The sequence below is a fragment of the Paenibacillus sp. FSL R5-0701 genome (genome assembly GCF_037973995.1).
Taxonomy (GTDB): domain Bacteria; phylum Bacillota; class Bacilli; order Paenibacillales; family Paenibacillaceae; genus Paenibacillus.
In genome coordinates this window covers 6,727,995-6,752,564 of record NZ_CP150230.1, presented here as the reverse complement: position 1 = coordinate 6,752,564, position 24,570 = coordinate 6,727,995, and the positions used below count along the sequence as shown (strand labels likewise).

The 24,570-nt window shown below is 43.3% G+C and carries 21 protein-coding genes; 14 read left to right on the top strand and 7 right to left on the bottom strand.

Annotated features, from left to right (window positions below; all coding sequences use genetic code 11):
* Positions 1 to 144: 144 nt before the first annotated feature.
* Positions 145 to 1,554, top strand: a complete 1,410-nt coding sequence (locus MKZ13_RS29635) for an MATE family efflux transporter (RefSeq protein ID WP_339180405.1) — start codon at positions 145 to 147, stop codon at positions 1,552 to 1,554.
* A gap of 19 nt (positions 1,555 to 1,573) precedes the next feature.
* Entirely contained in the window at positions 1,574 to 1,795 is a 222-nt protein-coding gene (locus tag MKZ13_RS29630; protein WP_206105797.1) for a hypothetical protein, read from the top strand.
* A 53-nt stretch (positions 1,796 to 1,848) separates the two neighbouring features.
* Here the strand turns inward: MKZ13_RS29630 and MKZ13_RS29625 are convergent, their stop codons facing one another.
* The 7 genes from MKZ13_RS29625 to MKZ13_RS29595 form a co-directional block, all read right to left on the bottom strand.
* Positions 1,849 to 3,231, bottom strand: a complete 1,383-nt coding sequence (locus tag MKZ13_RS29625; RefSeq protein ID WP_339180402.1) for a lanthionine synthetase C family protein — start codon at positions 3,229 to 3,231, stop codon at positions 1,849 to 1,851.
* A complete protein-coding gene (locus MKZ13_RS29620) occupies positions 3,228 to 5,015 on the bottom strand; it encodes an ABC transporter ATP-binding protein (protein ID WP_339180400.1) in 1,788 nt (595 codons plus the stop codon). Before MKZ13_RS29620 ends, MKZ13_RS29625 begins: the two co-directional genes overlap by 4 nt.
* A gap of 69 nt (positions 5,016 to 5,084) precedes the next feature.
* Positions 5,085 to 8,297 carry a lantibiotic dehydratase gene (locus MKZ13_RS29615; RefSeq protein WP_339180398.1) on the bottom strand — a complete coding sequence of 1,071 codons (3,213 nt, stop codon included), beginning with the start codon at positions 8,295 to 8,297 and terminating at the stop codon, positions 5,085 to 5,087.
* A gap of 37 nt (positions 8,298 to 8,334) precedes the next feature.
* Complete coding sequence (locus MKZ13_RS29610; protein ID WP_124116697.1) at positions 8,335 to 9,105, bottom strand: ABC transporter permease; 771 nt, start codon at positions 9,103 to 9,105, stop codon at positions 8,335 to 8,337.
* A gap of 9 nt (positions 9,106 to 9,114) precedes the next feature.
* Positions 9,115 to 9,909 carry an ABC transporter permease gene (locus MKZ13_RS29605; protein ID WP_339180395.1) on the bottom strand — a complete coding sequence of 265 codons (795 nt, stop codon included), beginning with the start codon at positions 9,907 to 9,909 and terminating at the stop codon, positions 9,115 to 9,117.
* Positions 9,906 to 10,634 carry an ATP-binding cassette domain-containing protein gene (locus MKZ13_RS29600; protein WP_339180393.1) on the bottom strand — a complete coding sequence of 243 codons (729 nt, stop codon included), beginning with the start codon at positions 10,632 to 10,634 and terminating at the stop codon, positions 9,906 to 9,908. The genes MKZ13_RS29605 and MKZ13_RS29600 overlap by 4 nt, the downstream gene beginning before the upstream one ends.
* Before the next feature lie 311 nt (positions 10,635 to 10,945).
* Positions 10,946 to 11,125, bottom strand: coding sequence for an FDLD family class I lanthipeptide (locus MKZ13_RS29595; RefSeq protein WP_064641713.1), 180 nt, complete (start codon positions 11,123 to 11,125; stop codon positions 10,946 to 10,948).
* A 428-nt stretch (positions 11,126 to 11,553) separates the two neighbouring features.
* On the opposite strand from MKZ13_RS29595, the gene MKZ13_RS29590 reads away from it, so the two are divergent.
* The 12 genes from MKZ13_RS29590 to MKZ13_RS29535 all read left to right on the top strand — a co-directional run bounded on the left by MKZ13_RS29590 (position 11,554) and on the right by MKZ13_RS29535 (position 24,247).
* Positions 11,554 to 12,264 (top strand): response regulator transcription factor, encoded by a 711-nt coding sequence (locus MKZ13_RS29590; RefSeq protein ID WP_339180390.1) that lies wholly within the window; start codon positions 11,554 to 11,556, stop codon positions 12,262 to 12,264.
* The gene (locus tag MKZ13_RS29585) at positions 12,261 to 13,766 is read left to right on the top strand and encodes a HAMP domain-containing sensor histidine kinase (protein WP_339180388.1); all 1,506 of its coding nucleotides are present in this window, start codon (positions 12,261 to 12,263) and stop codon (positions 13,764 to 13,766) included. The genes MKZ13_RS29590 and MKZ13_RS29585 overlap by 4 nt, the downstream gene beginning before the upstream one ends.
* Positions 13,767 to 13,826: 60 nt before the next feature.
* Positions 13,827 to 14,933 (top strand): hypothetical protein, encoded by a 1,107-nt coding sequence (locus MKZ13_RS29580; protein WP_339180385.1) that lies wholly within the window; start codon positions 13,827 to 13,829, stop codon positions 14,931 to 14,933.
* A 239-nt stretch (positions 14,934 to 15,172) separates the two neighbouring features.
* Positions 15,173 to 16,060: a rhodanese-related sulfurtransferase gene (locus MKZ13_RS29575; protein WP_237177890.1), complete on the top strand. Its 888-nt coding sequence runs from the start codon at positions 15,173 to 15,175 to the stop codon at positions 16,058 to 16,060.
* A gap of 12 nt (positions 16,061 to 16,072) precedes the next feature.
* Positions 16,073 to 16,720: a winged helix-turn-helix transcriptional regulator gene (locus MKZ13_RS29570; protein WP_081745846.1), complete on the top strand. Its 648-nt coding sequence runs from the start codon at positions 16,073 to 16,075 to the stop codon at positions 16,718 to 16,720.
* A 195-nt stretch (positions 16,721 to 16,915) separates the two neighbouring features.
* A complete protein-coding gene (locus MKZ13_RS29565; RefSeq protein WP_221819783.1) occupies positions 16,916 to 17,845 on the top strand; it encodes an Rpn family recombination-promoting nuclease/putative transposase in 930 nt (309 codons plus the stop codon).
* 256 nt (positions 17,846 to 18,101) lie between these two features.
* Positions 18,102 to 18,263: a hypothetical protein gene (locus MKZ13_RS29560; protein WP_221819780.1), complete on the top strand. Its 162-nt coding sequence runs from the start codon at positions 18,102 to 18,104 to the stop codon at positions 18,261 to 18,263.
* Positions 18,264 to 18,601: 338 nt separating this feature from the next.
* Positions 18,602 to 19,651 carry an ABC transporter substrate-binding protein gene (locus MKZ13_RS29555; RefSeq protein ID WP_221819778.1) on the top strand — a complete coding sequence of 350 codons (1,050 nt, stop codon included), beginning with the start codon at positions 18,602 to 18,604 and terminating at the stop codon, positions 19,649 to 19,651.
* A gap of 90 nt (positions 19,652 to 19,741) precedes the next feature.
* The gene (locus MKZ13_RS29550) at positions 19,742 to 20,662 is read left to right on the top strand and encodes an ABC transporter permease (protein ID WP_221819777.1); all 921 of its coding nucleotides are present in this window, start codon (positions 19,742 to 19,744) and stop codon (positions 20,660 to 20,662) included.
* 2 nt (positions 20,663 to 20,664) lie between these two features.
* Positions 20,665 to 21,459 carry an ATP-binding cassette domain-containing protein gene (locus MKZ13_RS29545; RefSeq protein ID WP_036606660.1) on the top strand — a complete coding sequence of 265 codons (795 nt, stop codon included), beginning with the start codon at positions 20,665 to 20,667 and terminating at the stop codon, positions 21,457 to 21,459.
* 193 nt (positions 21,460 to 21,652) lie between these two features.
* Positions 21,653 to 22,831, top strand: a complete 1,179-nt coding sequence (locus MKZ13_RS29540) for a winged helix-turn-helix domain-containing protein (protein WP_221819770.1) — start codon at positions 21,653 to 21,655, stop codon at positions 22,829 to 22,831.
* A 69-nt stretch (positions 22,832 to 22,900) separates the two neighbouring features.
* The gene (locus tag MKZ13_RS29535) at positions 22,901 to 24,247 is read left to right on the top strand and encodes an MFS transporter (protein WP_221819767.1); all 1,347 of its coding nucleotides are present in this window, start codon (positions 22,901 to 22,903) and stop codon (positions 24,245 to 24,247) included.
* Positions 24,248 to 24,570: the final 323 nt, after the last annotated feature.

Below are 24,570 nucleotides of genomic sequence, written 5' to 3'. Positions count from 1 at the left end.
AAGCGGGGCTTTATGAAAGCGGTGAAAATACCTATATATGGAATTACAAAAAACTTTCAACTATTTTCGCAAAACTACTGCATTTTCAAACCACCTGTGCTAACATACCCTAAGAATTAAAGCCCACATGGGAAAGGTGAGAAAATGACAGCAATATCCTCAACCAAAGAGTCCCTTCGTTCTGATGCCAAGGATCTGAATCTGATTCGACTGACATGGCCTATTTTCCTGGAACTCTTCTTATTTATGTTGATGGGGAGCGTGGATACGCTCATGCTCAGCTCGGTGTCCGATAATGCGGTCTCCGGCGTTGGAGCAGCCAATCAGATTATTTCTATCGCTATCCTTGTATTGGAAGTCATTGGACATGGTGCTGCGATTGTAGTCGCACAATATATCGGATCGAAAAAGTTAAGTGAAGCAGCACAAGTTACGGGTAATGCGATTACACTGAACCTTATCGTAGGTCTGGTCCTGAGCGGAATCTTCCTTCTGTTCGGAGGACAATTGTTAACACTTCTGAATATTCAAGGCGAAATTTATGATTTTGCCCGTTCGTATATAAATATCGTTGGTGGCGGGATATTCCTCCAGGCACTCATTAATGCGCTGGCTGCGACGATCCGTACACATGGTTACACCAAAGAAACGATGTATGTTGCTGTATTCATGAACGTGATTCACGTTGTTGGTAACTATGCATTGATCTTTGGACACTTCGGCCTGCCGAAGCTTGGAGTGGAAGGGGCAGCGATCTCTACGGTGGGAAGCCGGTTTATCTGCCTGCTGATCTTTTTCTGGTTGTTGTATCGTGTGAGCGAGGTGCGGGTGGATTTCGAATACTACATTAAGTTGTCCAAACATTTTATTGGCAAAATTCTGCGGATTGGCATTCCATCTGCGATGGAATCCATGGTATATCATTCCTGCCAGCTCGTGTTCACGCTGTATGTGACCTATCTGGGTGCAGAAGCTATGGCAACCAAACAGTATGCGGGTAACATCTCCAGCTATATCTACTTGTTCAGCATGGCGATTGGTATGGGGACATCGATCATTGTAGGTCGACTTGTGGGTGCGCGGCGCAAAGACGATGCGTACAAACGTGTTTTTGACAGTGTAAAATGGGCCCTTCTGGCCACGGTTATCATTGATGTAATCATTATTCTGTTCCGTGTGCCGCTGATGAGCATATTTACGGATAATCCGGAAATTATCAAGCTGGGGGCTCAAGTGATTTTACTCAGTCTGTTGCTCGAAACCGGGCGTACCTGCAATATAGTGATCATTGGTTCCCTGCGTGCGGCAGGTGATGCAAAGTTCCCGGTATACATGGGTCTGATTTCCATGGTCTGCATGAGTCTGCCACTGGGATACCTGCTCATATTCAAGCTTCATCTGGGGCTCGCGGGTGTGTGGCTTGCCATTGCGGCTGATGAGTGGACCCGTGCGGTCATTATGTTCTTCCGTTGGAAGAGCAGAGCTTGGGAGAAACATGAACTGGTGGAGCATGATGACGAAGAGGTTGTAACGCAGACCGTTCCTGCCGTTTAGGACAGTGAACGCTAAAATAATGGCTAAACCATCACCGAGTAACTTTCCTTTTCTCGGTGATGGTTTAGCCAAAGATTCTGCTTCACTTTCCATAAGTCAGTATAGCGCTATAATTGGCCAGAGTCTGTACTTGATCGAGACTGGGCTGTATGAGGCGCTAGGGCTGGCTGAGGTTGCCGCGGAAGTGGGACTGTCGACGCAACATTATTACTGGGTATTCCAATTACATTGCAGAGCTTGATGAGAACGATTGATGGATACGTCTGGGGTCAGTAAATGATCGTTTTTTTTCATTTAATGTATCAATAACACTTGATCCCATTCAGGACTTTTATCCGATAATAATGATGCCAAGACCAGAGAGACCCCAGCTGCTCCGTTTAAAAGGCCTGCTTCATCAATATACTGAAGTTTATTATCAATCCAGTTTATGTCGCAATATCCAAATATAGAGTCCGCCTTGTAGAAATCTAGAGTCTTTTCTACAAGGCGGTCACGCATCATTCTTAAACGTTCTTCTCCGGTTTCAGAGTACATCCGTTGGATGAGTAGAAGCCAACCTGAAAGGCCATGACAAACGGTTGGTGAGATTAGCCCTCCGTCCATATCTATGCGTTTTTCCATATCCAGATATGATTCAAGTGCAAGATTAGATAATTCTTTATTTTCCAAAGCATTGCCTGCCAACCATATTGCACGTGCAATTCCAGGAGTTCCGTAGCACCACGAATCTCTTGGATGCATTTTATTTTCAACATGCAGATTACCTAATTTCCATTCTTCATAAGAAACCCTGCCAGGCCAGTATATTCCATCTTCACCATTGACCTTCCACTGAACAAGCCAATCAGTTAGTTTACTTAATTGATCCTTAAAGGGTTCGGCAGGTAGTCCTTTAAGGATCGCAATGCTCATAAGTGCAATGGGCCCTGCTATTCCATGGGAAAGTCCTAAATTGAAGTTTCCAGAAGGATACTGATTCGTCTCACTAGCATGAAATTGGCTCCGAGCAGAAATATGCCATCCTGGGACGGTTTCTTCTCCTATTTCCTTTTTTGCACAATATAATTTGAACCAATTTACAATCTGTTCCCATACCTTTTTCATTCCCGGGCGATCATAATATGATAAAATAACTCTTCCAAGCCCACTTAGACCAAGAATCGTATCATAATCTCCTATTTTTAAATCAGTACTTCCCCAATTTTCAACTAGTTCATCAACTTTTTTAATTGCTAGTTCTTCCATCCAAGTTGCAATACCTTCTGTCATTGACTGGTAACGGGTGCCTCTCCGGGATAGGGAACGTATGGCCACTAGAACACCAGGCAATCCGCCGTATAATGACAAATCATGCAACCCCGTTTGTTCAAGCTTATTCTGCAATTCCTTTAAATACTGATGTCCTATATAATCCCAACCAGCATCAGGTTGGAGATAATCCAATTCCCCCATTAATAGGCAAATTCCGGAATGTCCGTTACTTAGACTTTCTTCCGTCCACCGTTCTACTTCGAATCCATCAACTGCTAATATAGAATTTTGAGATTTCATTGAAATTTCGCTTGGAGTTTTATATCTGTTTGCAACAGACGCCAAAGTGCTTGCAACGTTGTTTCTTAAGTCGCCTTCTAAGCCCAACCATCTATCCAGATTAGGGTTTATCGCAATACTCAATGCTGATATACCTCCTCAATGTTATTTTCCTGAAAGGTCTTAGCTTGTATACGATACATCTCTGCATACGTACCATTATCATTAAGCAATTTCTCGTGTGTTCCCTGTTCGATAATCTCACCGTTCTCCATGACAATTATCTGATGAGCAAGGCGTGCAGAAGATAGCCGATGAGTAATGAATACACCGATCTTATCTTTCATTAAATCAAGAAACAACTCCAACAAATCTCGTTCTGCAACCGGGTCCAAAAACGCGCTAGGTTCATCTAAAATGTATAAATCGGCATTGCGCATGAAAGCTCTGGCTATGGCTAACCTCTGCCATTGACCACCAGATAATTGCTGACCTTCTTCAAACCATTTACCCAACTGCGTATCAAGGCCTTGGGGCAAAGAATGGATTACATCATCAATAGATGCGTACTTGGCTGCATTTAGTATCAGTTCGTCTTGGTCCAACTGATCCAATGAACCAAAACCTATGTTGTTCCTGGCGGACATTTCATAATGAACGAAATCTTGAAAAACAGTACCGATTTTTTTTTGATACATATTCAGATCATAATCGGTTATGTTTTTTCCGTTTATGATAATTTCACCTTCGTAATTGTCATAAAGTTGCATTAATACTTTCATTAACGTTGTTTTTCCCGATCCGTTTTTCCCAACTATTGCGATGGTCTGCCCCCTTCGTAACGATAAGGAAATGTTCTTCAACGCTATCTTGTCATTCCCAGTGTACTGAAAAGAAACATTCTTGAGTTCCAGGTGTTCTATGCTAAAATCAGATTTTTTGTTTTGCAGAGAAGATCGAGCAACTGGGTCAGATGTTGGTAACTCAAAGAACAGGAACAATTGCTCCATATAGAGATGATTTTGGGAAAATTGCAATAAACTCCTCATTATGGATTGTATCTGACTTTGTGTAAGTACTATTGCCTGAATATACCCGTACAAACTGCCAATCATCAAGGTACTTAACAAAGTTTCTTGAATGACAAACCAAACCAACCAAAGCATTACTGCAAGCTCAAAAAAATTGTAAATAAATGTGTATTTAGTTAGCTTTCCTAACATTCTCTTGTCTACTTTATAAAAGCTTTCGAGCAATTCAGAGTAGCGGTTAAGTAAATGAGTGCTCAATTGAAAAACCTTAACTTCCTTAACTGCTCGATCATTTGTAAGCAAATGCGTCAGATACCATGATTGACGATATAAAGGGGTCCTTTTCATATAGATATCGAATTGTTGTTTGTTTAATTTGAATAAAGAATACAGTGATGTCAAAGAGACTACGAGAATGATCGGTACGGTCCACCATTTCCATAGAAACAACCAAGTTGAAGATGAAATTACAGTGATAAGACCAGAGATAATACCTGCTAATTGGCTATATAGCTGATATGGCCGAAATGCTGCTTCCTGAGTTGCACGTTTTAATTGATCGTTGATAGACGAATTTTCGAAGTCAGCAAGTCCAAGTTGAGTTGATTTTTTCCCGATCATGATATTCAAAGACTTCGCTAATGATGCTTCTAAATTCCCCTCCACATAGGTTTGTCCTGAATTAATGATTAATTTTACTGCGTACACAATAACAAACAAGATAAAAGGTATGCGTACTAGATCCGCTCCATGCATCAAAGAATATGAAATCCCATTCAACATATTCTGCATAACAACCAAACTAAAAAAGGGAATCAAACCTTGCAGGATATGCAATATTGCACTAATTATGAACAATACTTTATTAGTCTGAAAAATTAGTGAAAATAACTTCATGCTGCTTTTCGCTGAATTCCACATAAAGACTCCATTTTCCGTTTATAATTTTTTGGTTTACAAAAAAAATCATATCCTGCTCAAATTTTCTATTCTTTTTCTTTTATGGTATTGTATCAAGCTGTTCATCGCATGGCGTGTCAATATCATTATTTTCTGTTCCAGCTTTCGATCAGTTCCAATTAGTCGATTCAAGTGCATGTGAATAATGCTAAACACGATGTCATCTTTGCTATTCGTCAATAAAGCTTCTGAACGATGTTGCTCAAGCTTTTGGTAGTATGTTAAACAGCTGTTTGCTCTTGCTTCAAAAACGGGCAGTAATTCTTGTGAAAAGTTTCCTGAAGCAGAGGTTTGGGAAGCATTCAAACCAAAAAAAGTATTAAGCATATCCATATATGTGTTGCGGACCTTGCGAAAATCTTGAAGGTAATCTTTAACATCAAACTTATCATTTAAAGTTTCGAAACATTCAGTTTTGTTGTATCCTAGATGAGTAAGAAGATGAATTACACTAAGTACACCAATTTGTTCAATCTCAAATTCACGTCTCTCGAAACGGTTTAGACGAATTAATCCAGCCACCACATAACTATCTTCGGAGAACAGAGATTCTGCTAACTTCATTAATTCCGTTCCGCCATATCTTTCTATTTCAGGTTCATAAGTTTCTAGTGTGAATTTAGTTATATAACCATCTTTAAACCACTCGTCACTCCATTTTTTAAATAACTGAGCGAATAGCTGAGATTTATCATTGGATTTGAACTTGAACCTTACCCTAACATGCGGATCAGGATCAGCGTAGCGTATAAAATAAGCTTGTTCTATTAAACTATTATCTTTAGCCTCGTTCACACATTCCTCCCAATAAAGAGCAAGGAATTCATTTTGTCTGCTATCCAATCCGTATAATTTAGCATAAAACCACTCATTGCCAGGGAGATAGATATCTTTCCCTAAAACCCGTCTGTCCGATAGCTTTTTGAAAGGGAAAACGGATGAACTTCCTTTAATTGGCATAGCATCGTCTATAATGAGTGGAAACACAAATTCAGCAGCCAAACAACCATCACTACGATGGATAGGCAAATTTTCAAATCCGCCGGCGTGTTCGATTAAATTTATATGTCGTGTTGTCTTTAAATTTTTTAATAATTCACTTAAATGTAGCGGATGATCCAAATCCAGTAAAATTCGATTATCTGAATCAATCAAATAAACATATCTTGGAACATTCCATTCCCTCAAAAATGTTAAAACCCAATTCTTTAATTTGTCTGCATTAATACTTTCTTTCAAATTATTATTAGGGTAACGAAGATTCCATTTTGCAGGAGACAACACAATTTTTTTATATTGAATTCTTGGCATAAATGGGGCATGCATTAAATACCCAAAGTCTGGGGCGGACCATTGATCAAATCTCATCAAGCCAACCTCCATCAGGAATCTATAGATGTTCGGCGCATGATGATAATTGAACATATGACCTGCAGTTGGAATTACTTCTTTGTTTTGGGATACGGACCTAATATATAACCTTCCTTCTCTCGCACCTACGACAAGATCAGACATGGATATGATCTGTTCGTTTGGAGTTATCCCACCATGACTAAGCGGAATTTCATGGTCCCGGTAGTTCTTCGTAAGCATTACATTCGCAGATTTACCCGAAGTGGGAAGAAAAGATGTTTCTGCCCACATTGCATCAGGATACAAGTCCTTTTCTTTTTTTGAAATCAGTGTTAAATCTTTTTGGAGATTGGGTTCAAGGATATCTAAAAAACGACCGAAAGTTTTTCCCGCTCCGTTTGAGCCGGGATTAGGCGCGAGCACCAGTTTGTACTCCCCATGATCAAGACTGTTTTGATCCAACGTGTGAAGGGAAAAATACAATTCCATAGATGGTAATGGTGGTAGTTGGGAATCATTGGATCCTTCCAGTTGTTGTATAACGTGTTCATCCAATTCAACTGTATGCTGGCCTTTATGTATTGCGGATACCAAGAGTTCCATAAATAAATGTTCCTGTCCCATTTTACCCTGAGAATCCCTGCGCTTTAACGCATATGAATTTTTTCGGTTTTCAGGATAACGATACGTCGCCGGAGGACCCAATCCAAGCTCATCATCAATCAATTCTAAAACGGGGATTTCTTTAAGATCGCCATACCTTTCTAGAAAATCTTCTACATATCTTTTCAGGTAATCTTCTGAATAGTGTGAAAGCATATTAAGGATGTATGCTGCCTCTTCCACGTCTTTGCGAATATGCTCATTGAGTCTGATAGACTGATCTGCAAGTGACAAATCCACTTGTATAGTGGGTGTCTCCATCGGAATAAAATCATTCGTCATTCTACTAAGTTGTTTGAAAGTCTCTATTCCTTCTCCAACAGGAGTCTCGTTATATAACATTATCGTTTCGTGAATCTCATGCAATTTTTTCCCTATATCATTTACTCCCTGGAGCCCATTCACAAGACTAAAAACATGATAGAACGGATCTTTATCTATAGTGGACGGTCGCAGTTCAGTAATGAGGAACTCTTCTTTTATGAGTTGTTGCAAGTAATTATTGATAATTTCGCGGTCTGTTCCCGGAAACTCCAGTTCCATTTGGTTCAATACCTTGGAAAACTTTCGGGGGAAAGATAAATAATTCATAATCCAGTCAAATACAATGGTTGCTTTAACAGAGATGCTATCATTTGCTCCACTTTTCATTTTCCCATATCTCGTTAAGAAGGGGAGCTTAGCTCTATTACCTTGTTTATAAATTAATGCATTCGGGTAAATAGTTAGTTGTTCCAATATCTGTGGATCGTTTTCAAGTTGTTCTATTAGTTTGAGAATCCATCCCATATCAGGTCGTGCTCGTTTACGATAATGAGATATCTCCTTAATATCAAGTTGAGATTTGGCTGAGAACCTGCCAACAGTAATGCCTGAGAATAATCCAAAAGGAGTAGGTCTACTCATCATCCGGATTACATACTTCATTACGCTTGATACAACTTGCGCTTCAATCACATTAGACTTATTTTTGAATTCATCAATTTTAGAAAGCGACCTGTATAGGCTAGGGCTTGCAACAAGGATCGCTTCCCTGATCTCAGGTTTACGAGATAATTGCATCAAACTTTCCAAAGAATAACTAGCAACATTCTCAATAAGAGAATGTTGCTCGGGGAAACAAGAAAAAAATTTATTTAAGGGTAAAACTGGAGTTCTCAACATGAAAAAATCCAGTGTTTTATACGAATAACGTTTCATCATATTCTCCTCCCACTAGATGCCAGACATGAGACCCTTGTCATATTACTTTTCTTTGCCAACCCCAAAAACTGATTGCCCCAAAAAGAATGCTGGATCCAATTAAATATAGCCAAAAACTGATTGAACCTCCTGACTGAAGAGAAAGCAAAATTGGACGAAAAGGGTCAAATAAAAAAACTAATTCTGTTGCTATATAATGATAAAGTACAATAGATAATCCGAAAATCACGAGAAAGGCTATGATTGGCCTTGAGATAAACACACAAATAGCACTGCAGAATAGCAACTTAACAAGACAGGTAAGTAGAAAAATACCATAGAATTTGATCGTATACCATTCTGCTGGTAACCTTCCTACTTCATCCTTAAAACCGTAAAGTGCCGCTGTATCGCTGCTAGAAAAAAAGGTTTTTGATCCAATCATAGAAATAATGTAAACAATTCCGATCCCAACAACAGTCGTTGCAGCCAACGCCAACAGTTTTCCCAGCCAAAGTTCGAACCTTCGGTATGGACGAAGTGCATACAATCTGTATGCGCCAGAATTCAATTCGCCACTTAACTGATCAATATAAAAAATAGGCAGCAGTGCCGCCATCATTAATAATGACATTCCATCCATCATAAACCAGGGAGCGTTAAGATTATTTAGCAAAATACTGCCTTCTCCAAAACGAAATACTCCTTTTTGTGACGAACTTAACCCCCAAATGTTGAAAATAATCACAATTAAAAAAGCAGAGAACAGTACAATTTTAGACTTTTTTTTCCAATCTCGTTCCAATTCACTAATCCATATGCCTAACATGTTTACCCCCTAATATAAGTAGTCACTTTTCACAAAGCGATAGTAGGCTCCCCATAGGAAAACAATAAGATGTACAACGACAACGGATAATATAGCCACAATTACATTCGTATTTCCGTCTATAACTTCGTTCAAACCAGTATGTTGCAGAAAAGGTATCAAGGAATAGGTAATGCTGAGTTCTAATAGAGGAATGTCACTGAATACTGCCGCAAGTTTAATAACTGCGCCGTCCAGTAACAATGATGCTAAAATGTAAAGCATACAGCCCCCGATTGCATATGTGACATTTTTGCTGTACATCGAAATACAAATAAACAAACTGGATATCCCTAAGAGTGAAACAAATGCAAACCCGTAATATACAAAAGTGTAGCTAAGAGCTTCAAGAGAATAATTCAGCAAACCATTTTCATTGAATTGAAAAAAATAACCAGTAACTATCAAACAAACTGCAAACAAGATGAGCATCAGAAAAATACAAACACAAATCAACAATAGTTTGCTAAAAAAGATTTGCTTGCGGGTAAATTGACGAAGAAAAACATATCTCAACTGACCGCCTCTATATTCCTCGGTGAATATAGAAGCTGCAAATACAGCCATAATGATATTAACGGGAAAATACAAGTTATTTCGTAAGCCTGTAAGAATAAATAGCTGAGATAGCGTGTCATGATCAACTTGAAGCGTTTCAAAAAAACTGGCTGTCATATAAGCAAGACCAGGGATAGCCAAAACCAATAGCCATGTCCAACGTTTGGACCAAAGTCGTTCCCACTCACTATTGAATAACGTAATCATGCTCTCATTAACTCCACGAAAGCATCTTCTAACCTTTCGCCATCACGGATTAACTCGGCCGTAGGACCCTTCCAAATAACCTTTCCACTTTTTATGATTATTAATTCATCACACATCTGCTGGAGCTCATCCAGTAAATGGCTTGAGATAAAAAAAGCGTAGTTAAATTCGTTTCTCAAACTAAGGATGATATCTCTTAATGCTCTCATCCCCATGGGATCAAGACCGTTGGATGGCTCATCTAAAAGCAGAAGTTTCGGGTTTCCTAGCAGTGCCTGAGCAATACCCAAACGTTGCTTCATTCCAAGCGAGTACCCCTTAACTCGATCATTCCCTCTATCTCCCAACCCAACCCTTTCAAGCAACTCTTGAATATGATTTTCCCTATCAGATTTAGGCAGGTCAGGATGCAGTCGTGCCAAATTGCGTAATACTTGCCTACCTGTCATATATTCAAAAAAAATGGGCGATTCTATAATTGCTCCCACCTGTGCCAATGCATTTTTTCGGTTTTTGTTTATTTCGTATGAATCTATCTTGACATGGCCATTACTTGGATGCATCAATCCTGTCATCATGCGCATCATCGTAGTTTTGCCTGCACCATTCGGACCAATGAAACCATAAATTTTTCCCTCTTCCAAGTTGAACGAAGTTTCTTGAATGATCTCACGTTTGCCTATCACTTTAGTTAGGTTGTTCACTTCCATAACAATATCAGGCATTATAACCCTCCTTCTAGAGCATTTCTTCGAATAGATTAAATGGTAATACATGAGATATTATGTTAAATGCGTACAAGATACGAAATTCACGAGAGACAATTGTGGCTAGATATAAGAATTATCGTCGTTTGGCGATTCGTTAAGATAAATTAGCGTGTACGTTCAATTCTTATTTGGTCTTGGTATCCATTATGGTTTAGCTTCCTTGAGTTTGAAGACACTCTCTAGTAGAAATGTTATTCAAAATAACAAGAAGAGACTTATTAAGTCTCTTCTTGTAGTGAAAACAAAAAAATATGATTGTGAAAAAATTAACAAAGTGCTCCAATATTAGAGAAACATTTTACTCCTGCAGTAGGCGCGCAAGTATTGGCAGTTCTTGTTTGCTCTCCGCAACCACCAGTGCAGTTCCAAATACTTAAAGCTTGTGGCTGAACTGTACCTTCTGATTTTTTAATTTGTACATCAAGATCAAAGATTCCTTTTTCCATTTTCGTTACACTCCTCTAATTTTTTTGGAAAATCAAATTATGTAAGAATCTAGGTGCTGTATGAAAAAATATAAAAAGATCTTCACCTTTCTATATATTCCATAAAAAAGTATTAGCATAAAACAATGTAACATGAGGAAATAATAAAGTAAAGAATATAATTCCAAATATTGAATTTATATCAAATTAAAGATGATTATCATAAAACTAAATAGGGGATTCATGCACTTATTATACATTTAATACAATATTGAAATTATAATAAATATATATTCTTATAATCAAATATTTTACATAATTTAATTCTGGAAATCTAGTCAATAGTGAGTTTTTTAGCAGGAACGATTGATAGTGTTGGCGAATCCGCGACTCCTTGTTAACATAGATGCAGAAAGCGTTTGATGACATTGCAGCAAAGGATGAATCCCATGAATAAAAAGGTGCTCGTGGTAGATGACGAATCAAGTATCGTCAGTGCCATTGCTTACGCGCTGCGGCGCGAAGGATATGAAGTAGATACTGCGAGTGACGGCGAAGAGGCCTTGGTCAAGGTCGCATCGTTTCACCCACAGGTCATGATTCTGGACGTGATGATGCCAAGGCTTGATGGATACGGGGTATGCCGGAGGCTGGAGGACCGCGAGGATATCGGCATTATTTTGCTGACTGTCAAAAATGATATCGTGGACAAAATCGTTGGCCTGGAAATGGGCGCCGATGATTACATGACCAAACCATTCGAGATCCGTGAACTGCTCGCAAGGGTGAAAGCGCTCATGCGCCGTGTCGAGAAAAGCAGTCCACCACCTGACGATTCGAAGAATCAGGCCATTGTGAATGGTACACTGCGTATTCATGTTGCTCACCGCACGGTGACCGTTAATGAGGAGAAGCTGGATCTGACACCAAAAGAGTTCGACCTGCTGACCATTCTCATGTCCAATCCCGAGCGTGTGTACACACGAGACGATCTGCTAGATCGAGTGTGGGGCATGGAGTATGCGGGTGGTACACGAACCGTAGACATTCACATCCAGCGTTTGCGTAAAAAAATTGGAGATACGGATCAGCAAAAATTACAGACCGTATACGGGATTGGCTACAAAGCATCTGCACCTGATACAGGCGGGGCCATATGAGAGTCAGCATCAAGCTGAAGTTCAGTGTTTTTCTGGCAGCTTTGCTTATCCTGACCGTGGTGGTGCTTAGTTCACTGGTCCTGCGCGGTATTGAACGCAATCAGCAGTCACAGATTGAAGATATTCTATCACAGCAGACACGGCTGGTGAATCTGAATGTGCGACAGTCCTACTACACCGAGTCCGTCCATCTCGATCAGGACGTTTTTTTACAGCAAAACGGTCGCAGGCTGGCACAGGAACTGGCCAACTCTACCGGATTGCCAATAGCACTTTATAACATGACAGGTCAGCAGATGGGAGCATCCTTCGCCTCCGGCGAGAATGAACTCATTCAGGAAACGTTAGACTATGCGCTGCAAAATAAAATTGCCTATCATGAACAAGGGGACACCCTGCTCTACGCTGCACCATTGGACGGTCCGGATGGGCAGATGGGTGCCGTGTGGATACAGTATCCGGTCCAGAGTTACCAAGATTTTTATGCCCGTATCCTTCAACTATTTATGTGGGCAGGGATTGCGGTTGTGGCGCTGAGCTTCATTCTGGGGTATCTATTCTACAATCGGTTTGCTGTCGCGATTACCCGGCTGAAAAAGTCTGCAGATTCCATTCGCGAAGGGAACTACATTACGGAGTCTCCTTTAAAGCGCAAGGATGAGTTGGGCGAGCTGGGGCAGGGCATCTATTATATGAGTACATCCATTCAGCAAAATATCACAGCCATGCATGCGGAGCAGCAGAAGCTGCAACTGGCGATTGAGAAACTTCAGGCGCTGGAACAGCAGCAGAAACAATACATCGGTAACATCAGCCATGAGTTCAAGACACCGCTGACATCGATCAAAGCTTATGTGGAGCTGCTCGACATGTATAAGGATGATCCGCAACTGCTTGATGATGCCACGAGTAACATTGGCAAAGAAACGGAGCGGTTGTACGAGATGGTCGAGAAAGTCTTACATTTATCTGCCCTGGAGAAGTATGACTTCGAGAACCAGGCCGAAGATGTAGAGGTCAGCGCTCTGCTGGAGGATGCCTGTGGCCGGATGCGTGGGAAAGCGGAGAAGTTTGCGCTGAACATGGAACTGGATCTTGAACCGGCGGTGATCCGTAGCGACCGGGAGAGTCTTATGCATATTTTCATCAACATGCTGGATAATGCCATCAAATATAACGTTCCGGATGGTGTGATCCGGGTGAAGAGTGAACTGCGGATGCAGGAGCGTCAAGCGGTCATTCGCATCTATAACTCGGGTACGCCGATTCCGACAGAGGCGCAGGAGAAGATTTTTGAACCCTTTTACACCGTGAACAAAGACAGAGCCAGAAAAACCGGCGGAACCGGACTGGGACTATCTCTCGTGAAGCAGTTTGTTGAAAAACAGGGCGGTACAATCACCCTGCTGCCGGGTGATCCAGAAGATGGGGAAGGTGTGACATTCCAGCTCATGTTCCCTTTGGTTGATTCAAGTTTACAAGTTCGAAACAAGTCTGAATAACTTTGGAAGTATGCGATGTGTATGCTTGGTCTATAGCAAGAGAAACCAGGGGGGACCATCATGAATTGGAAACAAGCAGCTTTGGGGACGTTCGGGGCCATTGCCCTGCTAACGACAGCAGCATGCGGGGGAACGACAGAGCCGGGGGGCAATGCACAAGGTGGGAAAACGAGCACCGATATTATAGTGAAAGATAATACCAACACGTCTGTGTACCAGAGCTTCAAGCTGGAGAAAATTGATAAGCTGCCGAATATGCGCGGGATTACATGGCTTAGTGATGATTGGATTGTATCCGACAAGGAGAACAAGTCCTTGAAACCCGTCACGGTTGAAGGTCAGGAAAGATACCCGCATAACTTATATATGTATGATCTGACAAAAGGCACAGACACGCCACTCAAGGAAAGTGAAGCCACTATGGGTGCACCGCTAGTGTCACCGGATGGTCAGTACCTGTTCTACCGGGAGCCGGAGGAAAATACGGGCAAAGGCTACTTCCTGAACCTGCATAATGGGGAGACAACCTCTGCTGGCAAGGAGGATGGATTTATCCAAGAGGGCGCATGGCTGGATAATGAACATGTCGTTTTCCCCAATATGAAGGGTGATCTGATCTCGGCAAGTGTGGACGGTACAACAAAGGTACTGGTGGAGACGGGTAATTTCAATGTGCGGAGTATCGAGGTGTCAGGCAATATGCTCTATTATATTACGGGCGAAGATGGCCAGTTGAATGCATACGATGCGAAGACGGGTGACGTGAAACAGGTGCTGAAAAGTGTGGAGTGGGTCATCCCTTCTAATGATGGAACAAGGCTTGCGATTGTGAAAAGAACAGCGGATACCAAACGGGCGCTGGTGCTCACCGATCTGGAAGGCAATGAGAAGGCTACGCTCGCCAGAGGCACGCAAATCTTTGGCACAAGCTGGTCGGGTGATGATTCCAAGATTGCATACACCATCAATTCCGAGAATGATAATGAGAAAGGGCTGTTTGTCTCCAACACGGAGTCGGCAGAACAGTACCAGATCTCGGCGGATATGGACAACGCTTCTGACCCGCTCGCCTGGAGTCCGAAAGGCAATAAAATCCTGTTATCGCAGGCGGTATTGGAGAATGAATCGTATCACTTTGTAACCTCGGTCATTACGATCTCAGAATAGGATGATTGTTGCAGACAGATATGTTCCATATCTTTCATCCCTTTCTATACATTTATATTGACTAAGCTATTCCGCTTCCGATAAACTAGAATGCAGGAATAAAAGTCGAATGTAAGGCAGCAGTTCGAGACGATGTTTCGGGCGGCTGTTTATTTTCTTTTTAACAGTAAGGGTGCAACGTAGTCGTCTTGCCGGATGATCCGGCTAATAACAACATGGAATAGGAACAGGTGATATACATGTGTAACAGCGCGTACCGCGTGCTTTTATATTATAAGTTCGTGAAGATTGAAGACCCTGAGACATTTACACAAGAGCATCTGCAATACTGTAAGGACCTTGGTGTGAAAGGCCGTATTCTGATCGCATCCGAAGGCATTAACGGTACGGTATCCGGAACGCCAGAACAGACGGAACAGTACATGAAAGATATGCTGGCTAATCCGCTCTTCAGCGACATGGTGTTCAAGATTGATGATGTGGAAGAGCATGCGTTCAAAAAAATCTTTGTTCGTCACAAAGCAGAGCTGGTTACGTTCCGCGTGGACGATGACCTTGATCCAAATGTGATTAGCGGCAAACGCCTCTCACCGAAAGAGTTCCATGAACATCTGCAACGTGATGATGTCATCGTTATCGATGGTCGCAATGATTATGAATACGAAATTGGTCACTTCCGCGGGGCCATTCGTCCAGATGTGGAGTCATTCCGTGAGTTTCCGGAGTGGATCCGCGAGAACCTGGGTGACATGAAGGACAAAACGATTATTACCTATTGCACTGGCGGCATTCGCTGCGAGAAGCTGACTGGGTTCATGATCAATGAAGGATTCCAGGACGTGGCTCAATTGGACGGCGGTATTGTCACGTACGGTAAAGATCCGGAAGTACAAGGCCATCTGTTCGATGGCAAGTGTTACGTATTTGACGAGCGCATCTCTGTACCGATTAACCGGACAGAAGAAGATATCGTCATTGCCAGCTGTTATCACTGTGGAACGACACATGACCGATATATTAATTGTCCAACCTGCAACCTGCAGCATGTAAGCTGTGAGGATTGCGAAGAGACGCATAACCGCTTTTGCTCGGATGCCTGCCGGGAGGCAGCACCGGTACACGCATAAGCAGGAGAGCAGGTGCTGATCGTGAAGCGCGAAGAGGAACGAACGACGCGTGAACGGATTTTGTTCATGCTGAAGCAGCAAGGCACATTGACCGCGAGGGAAATGACAGCTGATCTGGGTCTGACCGGCATGGCCATTCGCCGTCATCTGACGGCACTGGAGCAGGACGGCTGGATCGAGGTTCGGGAGGCCCGGGCTACGGCCGGACGTCCGTCCTCGGTGTACCAATTGACGGTACGCGGGGACAGCTTTTTTCCAAAATCATATTCGTCCCTTACGCTGGAACTTCTTGAAGAATTGTCTGACTCAGCCGGGAGCGGTGTGGTAGATGCGTTGTTCGAGAGTCGCCGGGACAAGCTGCTTCGCAGCGGATTGCCACAGATGGAGGGCCAGGATCTGGCCGGACGGGTGGAGGAACTGGCGCGAATCCAGAATGCCAACGGATATATGGCGGATGCGTCCAGAGAAGACGATGGAACCTACGTCATTACGGAAATGAACTGCCCGATTGTGCAAGTCGCGAGTGTCTACAAGCAGGCTTGCCGCTGTGAGTTGGAACTGTTTCGCTCGCTACTTCAAGCTGAGGTAGAGCGTACCGAATGTTACGCCGATGGCGGCAAAAGGTGCAAGTATGAGATTCGCGAAGCGTCGGGGAATTAACTGGTTTATACAAAGAGATTGTTTCGATTCGTCGAAATAGTCTCTTTTTCTGGTAATGAATTACGTATAAACGCTATTTACGTATGGCGATGCGTGTTATAATGGAGCTAACATCCAGTGCATGTTCGCATCCTTATATCTGCTGATACTTCAGCAGATATATCCTGTCCATTTTGCGCGTAGGAGTGAATAATAATGACAGAGTTGCTTGATCCCAAGAACGATTATGTGTTCAAACGAATCTTTGGAAGTGAAGAGAATAAGGATGTTCTTTTGGCTTTTCTGAATCATACCTTCAAAAATGCAGGTGAATCTTTACTGACCGAGATTGTGTTAATCAACCCTTATCTGGACAAGGATACACCGAGAGATAAACAGTCCATACTGGACATACGGGCCAAAACAGATCAAGGTGAGCTAATTAATGTTGAAATGCAGTTGTTTAATCAGTATGATTTAGAGAAGAGGACTTTGTTCTATTGGGGTAAACAATATTCCGGACAATTACTTGAAGGACAGAGATATAGTCAACTCAAAAAATGCGTAGCGATCAACATTGTTAATTTCAAAATGCTCGCTAATGATCAGTACCACAACGTATTTCATTTAAGAGAAGACCAAACTGATATTCCGTTGACGGATGTTATAGAGATTCATTTTATGGAAATACCAAAGCTCAATGATGAAAATATTCAAATAAAGGATGGATTGGTACGTTGGCTGTTATTTCTGAAAGGAATGACTAAATCAAGCTGGGAGGCGTTAATGATGCACGAACCCGAACCGGCTTTGAAAAAAGCCATGAGTGTATTGGAGTTTCTGAGCCAGGATGAGCAAGCACGTCAACGATATATCGACCGTCAGAAATTTCTATGGGACGAAGCTTCCATGATTGAGGGCGCACGAGAAGAGGGTCTCAAGAAAGGCATGGAGGAAGGAATTCAAAAAGGAATCGAAGAAGGGATCAAAGAAGGAATCAAAGAAGGGATCAAAGAAGGTGAAGCTGAGAGCAAGCGAAAAATCGCAATGAATATGCTCACTTTAGGTCTTGATCAGGCTACAATTATTAAGGCTACCGGACTAACTTCATCTGAATTAGAGGAACTGCAAAAAGAAAAGGAATAAGCACTCTGGAGCTATCCTTTGATTGATATAAGGCGACCATACCCAAAGTACATTGGGAGGGATGCCTCTTTTTTTTGAAAATTTTAAATATGAAAAATCTCATGATGAAGCACAATACTTGTCTGGAGCGGAGAAAGCTGCCGTGATTGCCCAGTTATCAATTACCCATGAAGCAGCAACTATGTCACGGTAATCCCAACCCGGGTAACATACTCCTTCGAGAGCATGATACCTTTATTCCAGCATTCGCATCTTTATGGAGGAGTATGAGAAGTTGTCCGGTATTGGCTATGCAGATATCGAACCTTGGATTGCGCCTGTTGTAGCACGAAAATTGATCGCGGATGCCATATCGGAAGCGGAGAAAACAATACTTGTGGACGAGATTAGAAGAAGACTTCATACTCCACTTTCATGAGTAGGACCTTATTTTGTTTTACCCATGGCGACCATCTACAGAACAATGTGGGTGGTTTTTATGTTTTATGTAATGTTTTCTATCACAACCATACGATGAAAGTAAATTGGAAGCGGTTCAACCATTGACGGATATCGGGACGCCCCTTAATATTAGAGGAACAATAAAACACCAACACGGGTCATGGACTTCAGTCGCATGAGAAAAGTCTATATTTGTCTGCTTTTGTCGATCAAAGCAACAATGCGTTGAAGCGTTTGTCTTGTCCCGCCCTATCGTGCCAATGAAGTCTCGATAAGGGTGACTATATTTTATAAGATGGAGAGGGGTTCTCACACATGAAAAAGAAATTTTGGATGTCACTGATGATGGTTGCTTCAATGATCGTTGCAGCAGGTTGCGGAAATAACAGCGGTACAGGCTCGGAATCCGAAGGATCAGGGACTACAACAGGTGGAGGCAGCGAGGAAAAATCATACCAGATTGCCATCTCGCAGATTGTTGAACATCCATCCCTGGATGCTACACGTGAAGGTTTCATCGCGGCCCTGAAGGATGCGGGTATTGAAGAGAACAAGAACCTCAAAATCGATTACAATAATGCGCAAGGTGATTCGACGAACAACCTGTCCATTGCACAGAAAATCTCGGGTGATTCCAAAAATGATCTCGTACTCGGAATAGCAACACCATCTGCGCTGGCTCTGGCTCAACAAGTGAAGGACAAGCCATTGTTGTTCGCAGCAGTAACAGACCCACTGGGTGCCAAACTGGTGACCGATATGGACAAGCCGGGCGGTAATGTTACAGGTGCATCGGATACGAATCCGGAGGCTATCGTACAATTGGCTGACTTTATCGCCAAAAATCTGCCGGATGTGAAAACGGTAGGCTTGGTCATTAACGAAGGCGAACCAAATGCGGTGGTTATGGCAGATAACGCTGAAAAAGCGCTGGCAACACATAATATCAAGCTGGTGAAAGCACCAGTTACGAATACATCTGAAGTAAAACAGGCAACGGACTCTCTGGTTGGCAAAGTAGATGCCTTCTACATTACACTTGATAATTCTGTCGTGAGTGCGGTTGATACGATCATCCAAACGGCAAACAGTAATAAAATTCCGTTCTTCTCCAGTGATCGGGATACCGTTGAAAAAGGAGCTTTCGCAACCGTTGGCTTCAAATATTATGACCATGGATATCAGGTGGGTGAGATGGCTGCGGACATTCTGAAAAATGGTACAAAACCTGGTGATATGAAAGTCACCGTTCCGGACAAACTGGATCTGATCCTGAACCTGAAAGCGGCTGAAGCCCAAGGTATCACGGTTACGGATGAGATGAAAGCGGAAGTTAAAGACCAGGAAAACAACATTATTCAATAATCTGACTGGAGTGTAATCCGGCAGTATGGATGCGAGGCGGACGTGCAACGGGTTCGCCTCATTCTTTTCGATAGACAGGGAGGAAGTAGTGTGAGTATAAGCTGGAATTCAATTGAAGGGGCGATCGAGCTGGGGCTTTTATATGCACTGATGGCACTTGGTGTATATATTACGTTCCGCGTACTCGATTTTCCTGACCTTACCGTAGACGGAAGTTTTACAACAGGAGGCGCAATCGCGGCGGTTATGATCTCCAATGACTTCTCTCCTTGGCTCGCCTGTTTGGCGGCAATGGCTGGCGGCATGGTGGCTGGGGCTTGTACAGGTCTGCTTCATACCAAAGGAAAAATCAACGGATTATTATCCGGGATTTTGATGATGATCGCGCTCTACTCCATTAATATGCGTATCCTTGGTGCACCGAATAAATCCATTATGGGTATGGATAATCCATTCTCAGGTGAGCATGTCATGGTGCTAATTATCATCGTTGTGCTGGTGTTTAAAATCATGCTCGATCTGTTCATGAAAACAGATGTTGGACTGGCCCTTCGTGCGACAGGTGATAACAAACGCATGATTCGCAGCTTTGGTGCAAACACGGATGTGACTACGATTGTAGGAGTCAGCTTATCCAATGGGTTGGTTGCCCTGTCTGGTGCATTCATTGCACAGCAATCAGGCTTTGCGGACATTACGATGGGCATTGGCATGATCGTTATCGGACTGGCTTCCGTGATTATCGGTGAAGCTATTCTTGGAGCAAGAACGGTATTCTGGGCTACACTTGCAGCGATCGTTGGTTCAATCATTTATCGGATTGTGGTCGCGCTTGCCCTTCAAGTGGAATGGTTTGATACATCTGATCTGAAGTTGATCACCGCTGTAATTGTCATTATTGCATTGGTATTCCCTACTATGCAGCGCTCCATGAAGCAGCGTAGTCTAGCTCGCAAACGAACGGAAGAGTTGATGCGATCCGGTGGTCAACAGGCGAAGGGAGGTATGTGATCATGCTGGAGATTACGCAAGTAACCAAGCTGTTCAATCCAGGCACAACGGACGAGAAGACCGCGCTGGTTGGTGTGAATCTGACGATGAATCCGGGAGACTTTGTGACGGTGATTGGCAGTAACGGAGCGGGTAAATCCACGCTGATGAACATCATTTCGGGTGTGATGAAGCCGGATATGGGTGATGTGCTGATCAATGACCGCTCCATTAAAAACCTGCCGGAGCATAAACGCAGTAGCTGGATTGGTCGGGTGTTTCAGGACCCAATGGCAGGAACAGCACCACATATGTCCATTGAAGAAAATATGGCGATGGCATATAAACGTGGCAAAGGACGCGGACTGGGCTTCGGAGTTACCCGTGCCAGACGGGAGATTTTCAACACCCAACTGGAGAAGCTGGGAATTGGACTGGAGAAGCGTCCGAATGCAAAAGTGGGTCTCTTGTCTGGCGGGGAGCGGCAGGCACTCAGCCTGTTAATGGCTACGTTTACCCAGCCACAAATTCTGCTATTGGATGAACATACGGCGGCCCTTGACCCTTCACGTGCTGAACTGATCACGGAACTAACGGAGACACTTGTGCGAGAGATGAGATTGACTACTTTGATGGTAACGCACAATATGGAGCAGGCCATTCGTCTGGGTAACCGTCTGATCATGATGGACAAAGGCCGAATTATTCTGGATGTCAGCGAAGAGCGGAAGCGTACGTTGACTGTACCTGAATTGCTTGGTGAATTCGAACGGATTAGCGGCAAAAAAATGGCAGATGATCGTGTCGTGCTGGGGTAAGGCAAGGGAACACTTGTTGGAAGAACAGATATACTTACCGTAATCCACAATCTAAGCCATCTATAAATTAGACCATAAAAACCTTTTGCGTTCTCGCAAAGGGTTTTTATGGTATGTTGAACACGTTGAAGAAAGTGGAATGAATCTATACGATTTCGGATTAGCGAATTATACATAATAGGAGGAACCAGGCATGTCTTTGCAATTGGATGAAGGAACATATACGGTCACGCGGCGTACAGAGTCCATTCGCCTGCTCGCCAAGGAATTTGCACTACTGCATTTTCTGTATGAAAACAAGGAAAAAGCCTTCACTCGCAGCCAATTGCTGGATCGGGTATGGCCGCTTGAATATCCGGTTGAACGCACCGTGGACGATCATATCTATCGCCTGCGCAAGAAACTGAAGCACTGGAACGAGATCAGTCTGGATACGGTAAGGGGATACGGTTATCGGCTTGCTGTGCAAGAGAACAAGTCCGTTCTACCTCCTAGCCCTTCTGTTCAGGACCCAGAAATGCAGGATGCCATTCATAATTTACTTCGTAAATATCACGTGTTTGGGCAGGGAAACGCCATACAGACCCTGGTTCAACAGCAGGAAGCACTCGGCATTCAGATTGCCCCTTATTATCAGTTGTATATCCGTTTTATACAGGGAGATCTGGAATGGTTGATTACAACAAAGGAAATTCCCTTTGAGGAGCGACTATATTGGCTACTGATTTTCGTGCACCCCCTGATCGAGCCAGCGGATAGTATTCAGTTGTATGAACAAGCGCTGAATTCATCGGCATTATCTGTCGATCAGCTTCGCGAACTCCGCATTCTGAACATCATCGAAGTCTATGTAGAGGTGGGCCAATATCAACGTGCCAAAGAGCAACTGGAAGAAACATATCGTGTAATAGAGACAGACGAACTCAAGAATTTCAGACTGCCTGTAGCACTTGCAGCGTTATATGTGGAACTGTGGGGTGGCAGCGGTGAAGCTGTTGAGGCCCAGATGGCAGTCCTGCGGTCAGGATTGAAGGATGCACCCTATCTGCGAGAGATCGGACGTTTTCAGGTGATGGAGGGGTTATGGTTGCTTCGGCAAGGACGAGTTCGTGAAGCGGAACTTAGAATGGATGATGGCCTAGACGTATTGAAGATGTCGCTGAACGCACCGCTATATCTGAATGCTGCATATCAGATTCTCCTATTCCTGGGTCATCATCGAATTGAAGGCAGACTTCGCAGTAAGTATCGTCAAGTGTATGCAGAGATCGGCAAAAGTTACGGTGTACCCGCATATGGACCACAAATTGTAGATGAAATACGTAACTTTTTATCTCCTACCTCCCCATCCTCTGATCTTCCTCTGATATAACTCCTTTATGATTACAGCCAAGGAACATACAGACCACAATTGGCTGTAATCAAGGGAGGAAGTACATGTATGACCGTCATTTCTAATGAATCCACATCCAATGAGTCCACCGAATTAACCGCCTTATCTGCGGAATCTTCCAAAAGCTTATGGACTAATCTCTGGTTTGTCCGCATGTTTATCGCATACTCGTTGGCTACGTTTGGAGATTGGTTCGATGCACTCGCCATCCAGGTGATGGTGGCCTACCGCTGGGGCGCCGATCCACTGATCATTGCGCTGATTCCTGTATGTATGGCTGTCCCAGGCATACTGCTGGGCTCCTTTGCAGGCGCCCTGGCTGATCGACTGCACAAAGTAAAGATCATGATCTTGTGTGATGTGATCACCGTGGGATTAACCGTTGCTATTTTATTCGCACCAAGCCCGATATGGTTGCTTCCACTGCTTGTCCTGCGGGCCATGATGGGAGTTTTTCACGTTCCAGCTCAGCAGGCGTTAACCCGCCAGGTGGTGGCAGAGGAGCATCTGTTTCAGGCATCGTCTCTTAACGGCTTTGTGAGCCAGTGTTCGAAAGTGGCGGGACCACTTCTGGGTGCAGTCATTTTGGCCTTCTTTTCACCACAAATCTGTATTGTCATTAATGCCTGTACCCGCCTGTTGTCAGGCGCAGTATTATGGCCCTTGCGGCGTTTGGTGGAGAAGTCGGAGTCCGTTGAATCAGACGGAAGTGCTGCTAGTGAAAAGGATGGAACTGAATCCTTGTTCTCCCAGTGGAAGCAAGGTTGGCTTTTTATTCAGAGCAGTCGCACCGTGCTGAGCACGATTCTGTTCGGCTGTTTTGGACTCATGGCCATTCTCATGATTGATTATCAGTTTACGACCCTGTTTCGGGAGATCAAGCCGGGTAATGAATCACTGCTCGGCTGGTTGGGGTCTTCGGCAGGAGCCGGGGCAGTTGTTATCATTTTGTTGTTAAATCGCTTGCCGAGAATTGGGTATGGGTGGGGGCTGGGTGGAGGATATCTGTTCGTGGGTGCCGGAATTGCTGCGCTGGGGTGGATCGGCCCACAAACACCCGAAATTTGGGTCATTATCTGGGGCCTCTGCATCGGGCTGGGTAATGGACTCTTTATGGTAACACTGAATTATTTGCTGCAAAAAGAGACCCCTCCTGCTTATGTAGGGCGCGTCTTCGGCATTCAAAATTCACTGTCCAGTGTTGTACTGGTTGTAGCTCCACTTGCAGGTGGAGCGCTCATTCGAGTTGCTGGGCCGAGCCCCACCTTTCAATATATCGGTCTCGCTACGCTGGTAATTGGTCTTACCGGCATACTACTACAGCACATCTTGTGGGAAGGGAAGCAGCCTCTGGTGTCTGATGCAAAAAAGACTATTCCGCAGGAATTGGACTGACAGCTTTGATCCGATTCCTAACATCATTGTATCCACAGTCAGACAACTAGCCATATTGAAACTTGGGACTCTCTTAATAGCTAGCTGTTCCTACCATAAAAGAGTGAGGAGATAATCATGGTTTTACCAAAGCCGAGGGAAGCCAACTTACATGTAAATAAGATACGACAAGCATGGGGCATCGTGGAGCAACTCATACTCTAACACTGATTCAATTGCTCAACCAATACCTCCAAAAAAATACTCATGGATGCAATATACTCCCAACATGAGTAATTCTTTTGGTACAATGTATGAAGAACTATGGAACTTCGATGGTAAGA

What these genes read in the sequence shown, in the direction of transcription:
- MKZ13_RS29580 (WP_339180385.1), top strand. Translation starts at nt 13,827, where the DNA reads ATGAATTGGAAACAAGCAGCTTTGGGGACGTTCGGGGCCATTGCCCTG.
- MKZ13_RS29605 (WP_339180395.1), bottom strand. Translation starts at nt 9,909, where the DNA reads ATGATTACGTTATTCAATAGTGAGTGGGAACGACTTTGGTCCAAACGT.
- MKZ13_RS29540 (WP_221819770.1), top strand. Translation starts at nt 21,653, where the DNA reads ATGTCTTTGCAATTGGATGAAGGAACATATACGGTCACGCGGCGTACA.
- MKZ13_RS29555 (WP_221819778.1), top strand. Translation starts at nt 18,602, where the DNA reads ATGAAAAAGAAATTTTGGATGTCACTGATGATGGTTGCTTCAATGATC.
- MKZ13_RS29600 (WP_339180393.1), bottom strand. Translation starts at nt 10,634, where the DNA reads ATGCCTGATATTGTTATGGAAGTGAACAACCTAACTAAAGTGATAGGC.
- MKZ13_RS29630 (WP_206105797.1), top strand. Translation starts at nt 1,574, where the DNA reads ATGGCTAAACCATCACCGAGTAACTTTCCTTTTCTCGGTGATGGTTTA.
- MKZ13_RS29535 (WP_221819767.1), top strand. Translation starts at nt 22,901, where the DNA reads ATGACCGTCATTTCTAATGAATCCACATCCAATGAGTCCACCGAATTA.
- MKZ13_RS29565 (WP_221819783.1), top strand. Translation starts at nt 16,916, where the DNA reads ATGACAGAGTTGCTTGATCCCAAGAACGATTATGTGTTCAAACGAATC.
- MKZ13_RS29595 (WP_064641713.1), bottom strand. Translation starts at nt 11,125, where the DNA reads ATGGAAAAAGGAATCTTTGATCTTGATGTACAAATTAAAAAATCAGAA.
- MKZ13_RS29575 (WP_237177890.1), top strand. Translation starts at nt 15,173, where the DNA reads ATGTGTAACAGCGCGTACCGCGTGCTTTTATATTATAAGTTCGTGAAG.
- MKZ13_RS29545 (WP_036606660.1), top strand. Translation starts at nt 20,665, where the DNA reads ATGCTGGAGATTACGCAAGTAACCAAGCTGTTCAATCCAGGCACAACG.
- MKZ13_RS29590 (WP_339180390.1), top strand. Translation starts at nt 11,554, where the DNA reads ATGAATAAAAAGGTGCTCGTGGTAGATGACGAATCAAGTATCGTCAGT.
- MKZ13_RS29585 (WP_339180388.1), top strand. Translation starts at nt 12,261, where the DNA reads ATGAGAGTCAGCATCAAGCTGAAGTTCAGTGTTTTTCTGGCAGCTTTG.
- MKZ13_RS29615 (WP_339180398.1), bottom strand. Translation starts at nt 8,297, where the DNA reads ATGATGAAACGTTATTCGTATAAAACACTGGATTTTTTCATGTTGAGA.
- MKZ13_RS29635 (WP_339180405.1), top strand. Translation starts at nt 145, where the DNA reads ATGACAGCAATATCCTCAACCAAAGAGTCCCTTCGTTCTGATGCCAAG.
- MKZ13_RS29560 (WP_221819780.1), top strand. Translation starts at nt 18,102, where the DNA reads ATGGAGGAGTATGAGAAGTTGTCCGGTATTGGCTATGCAGATATCGAA.
- MKZ13_RS29620 (WP_339180400.1), bottom strand. Translation starts at nt 5,015, where the DNA reads ATGAAGTTATTTTCACTAATTTTTCAGACTAATAAAGTATTGTTCATA.
- MKZ13_RS29610 (WP_124116697.1), bottom strand. Translation starts at nt 9,105, where the DNA reads ATGTTAGGCATATGGATTAGTGAATTGGAACGAGATTGGAAAAAAAAG.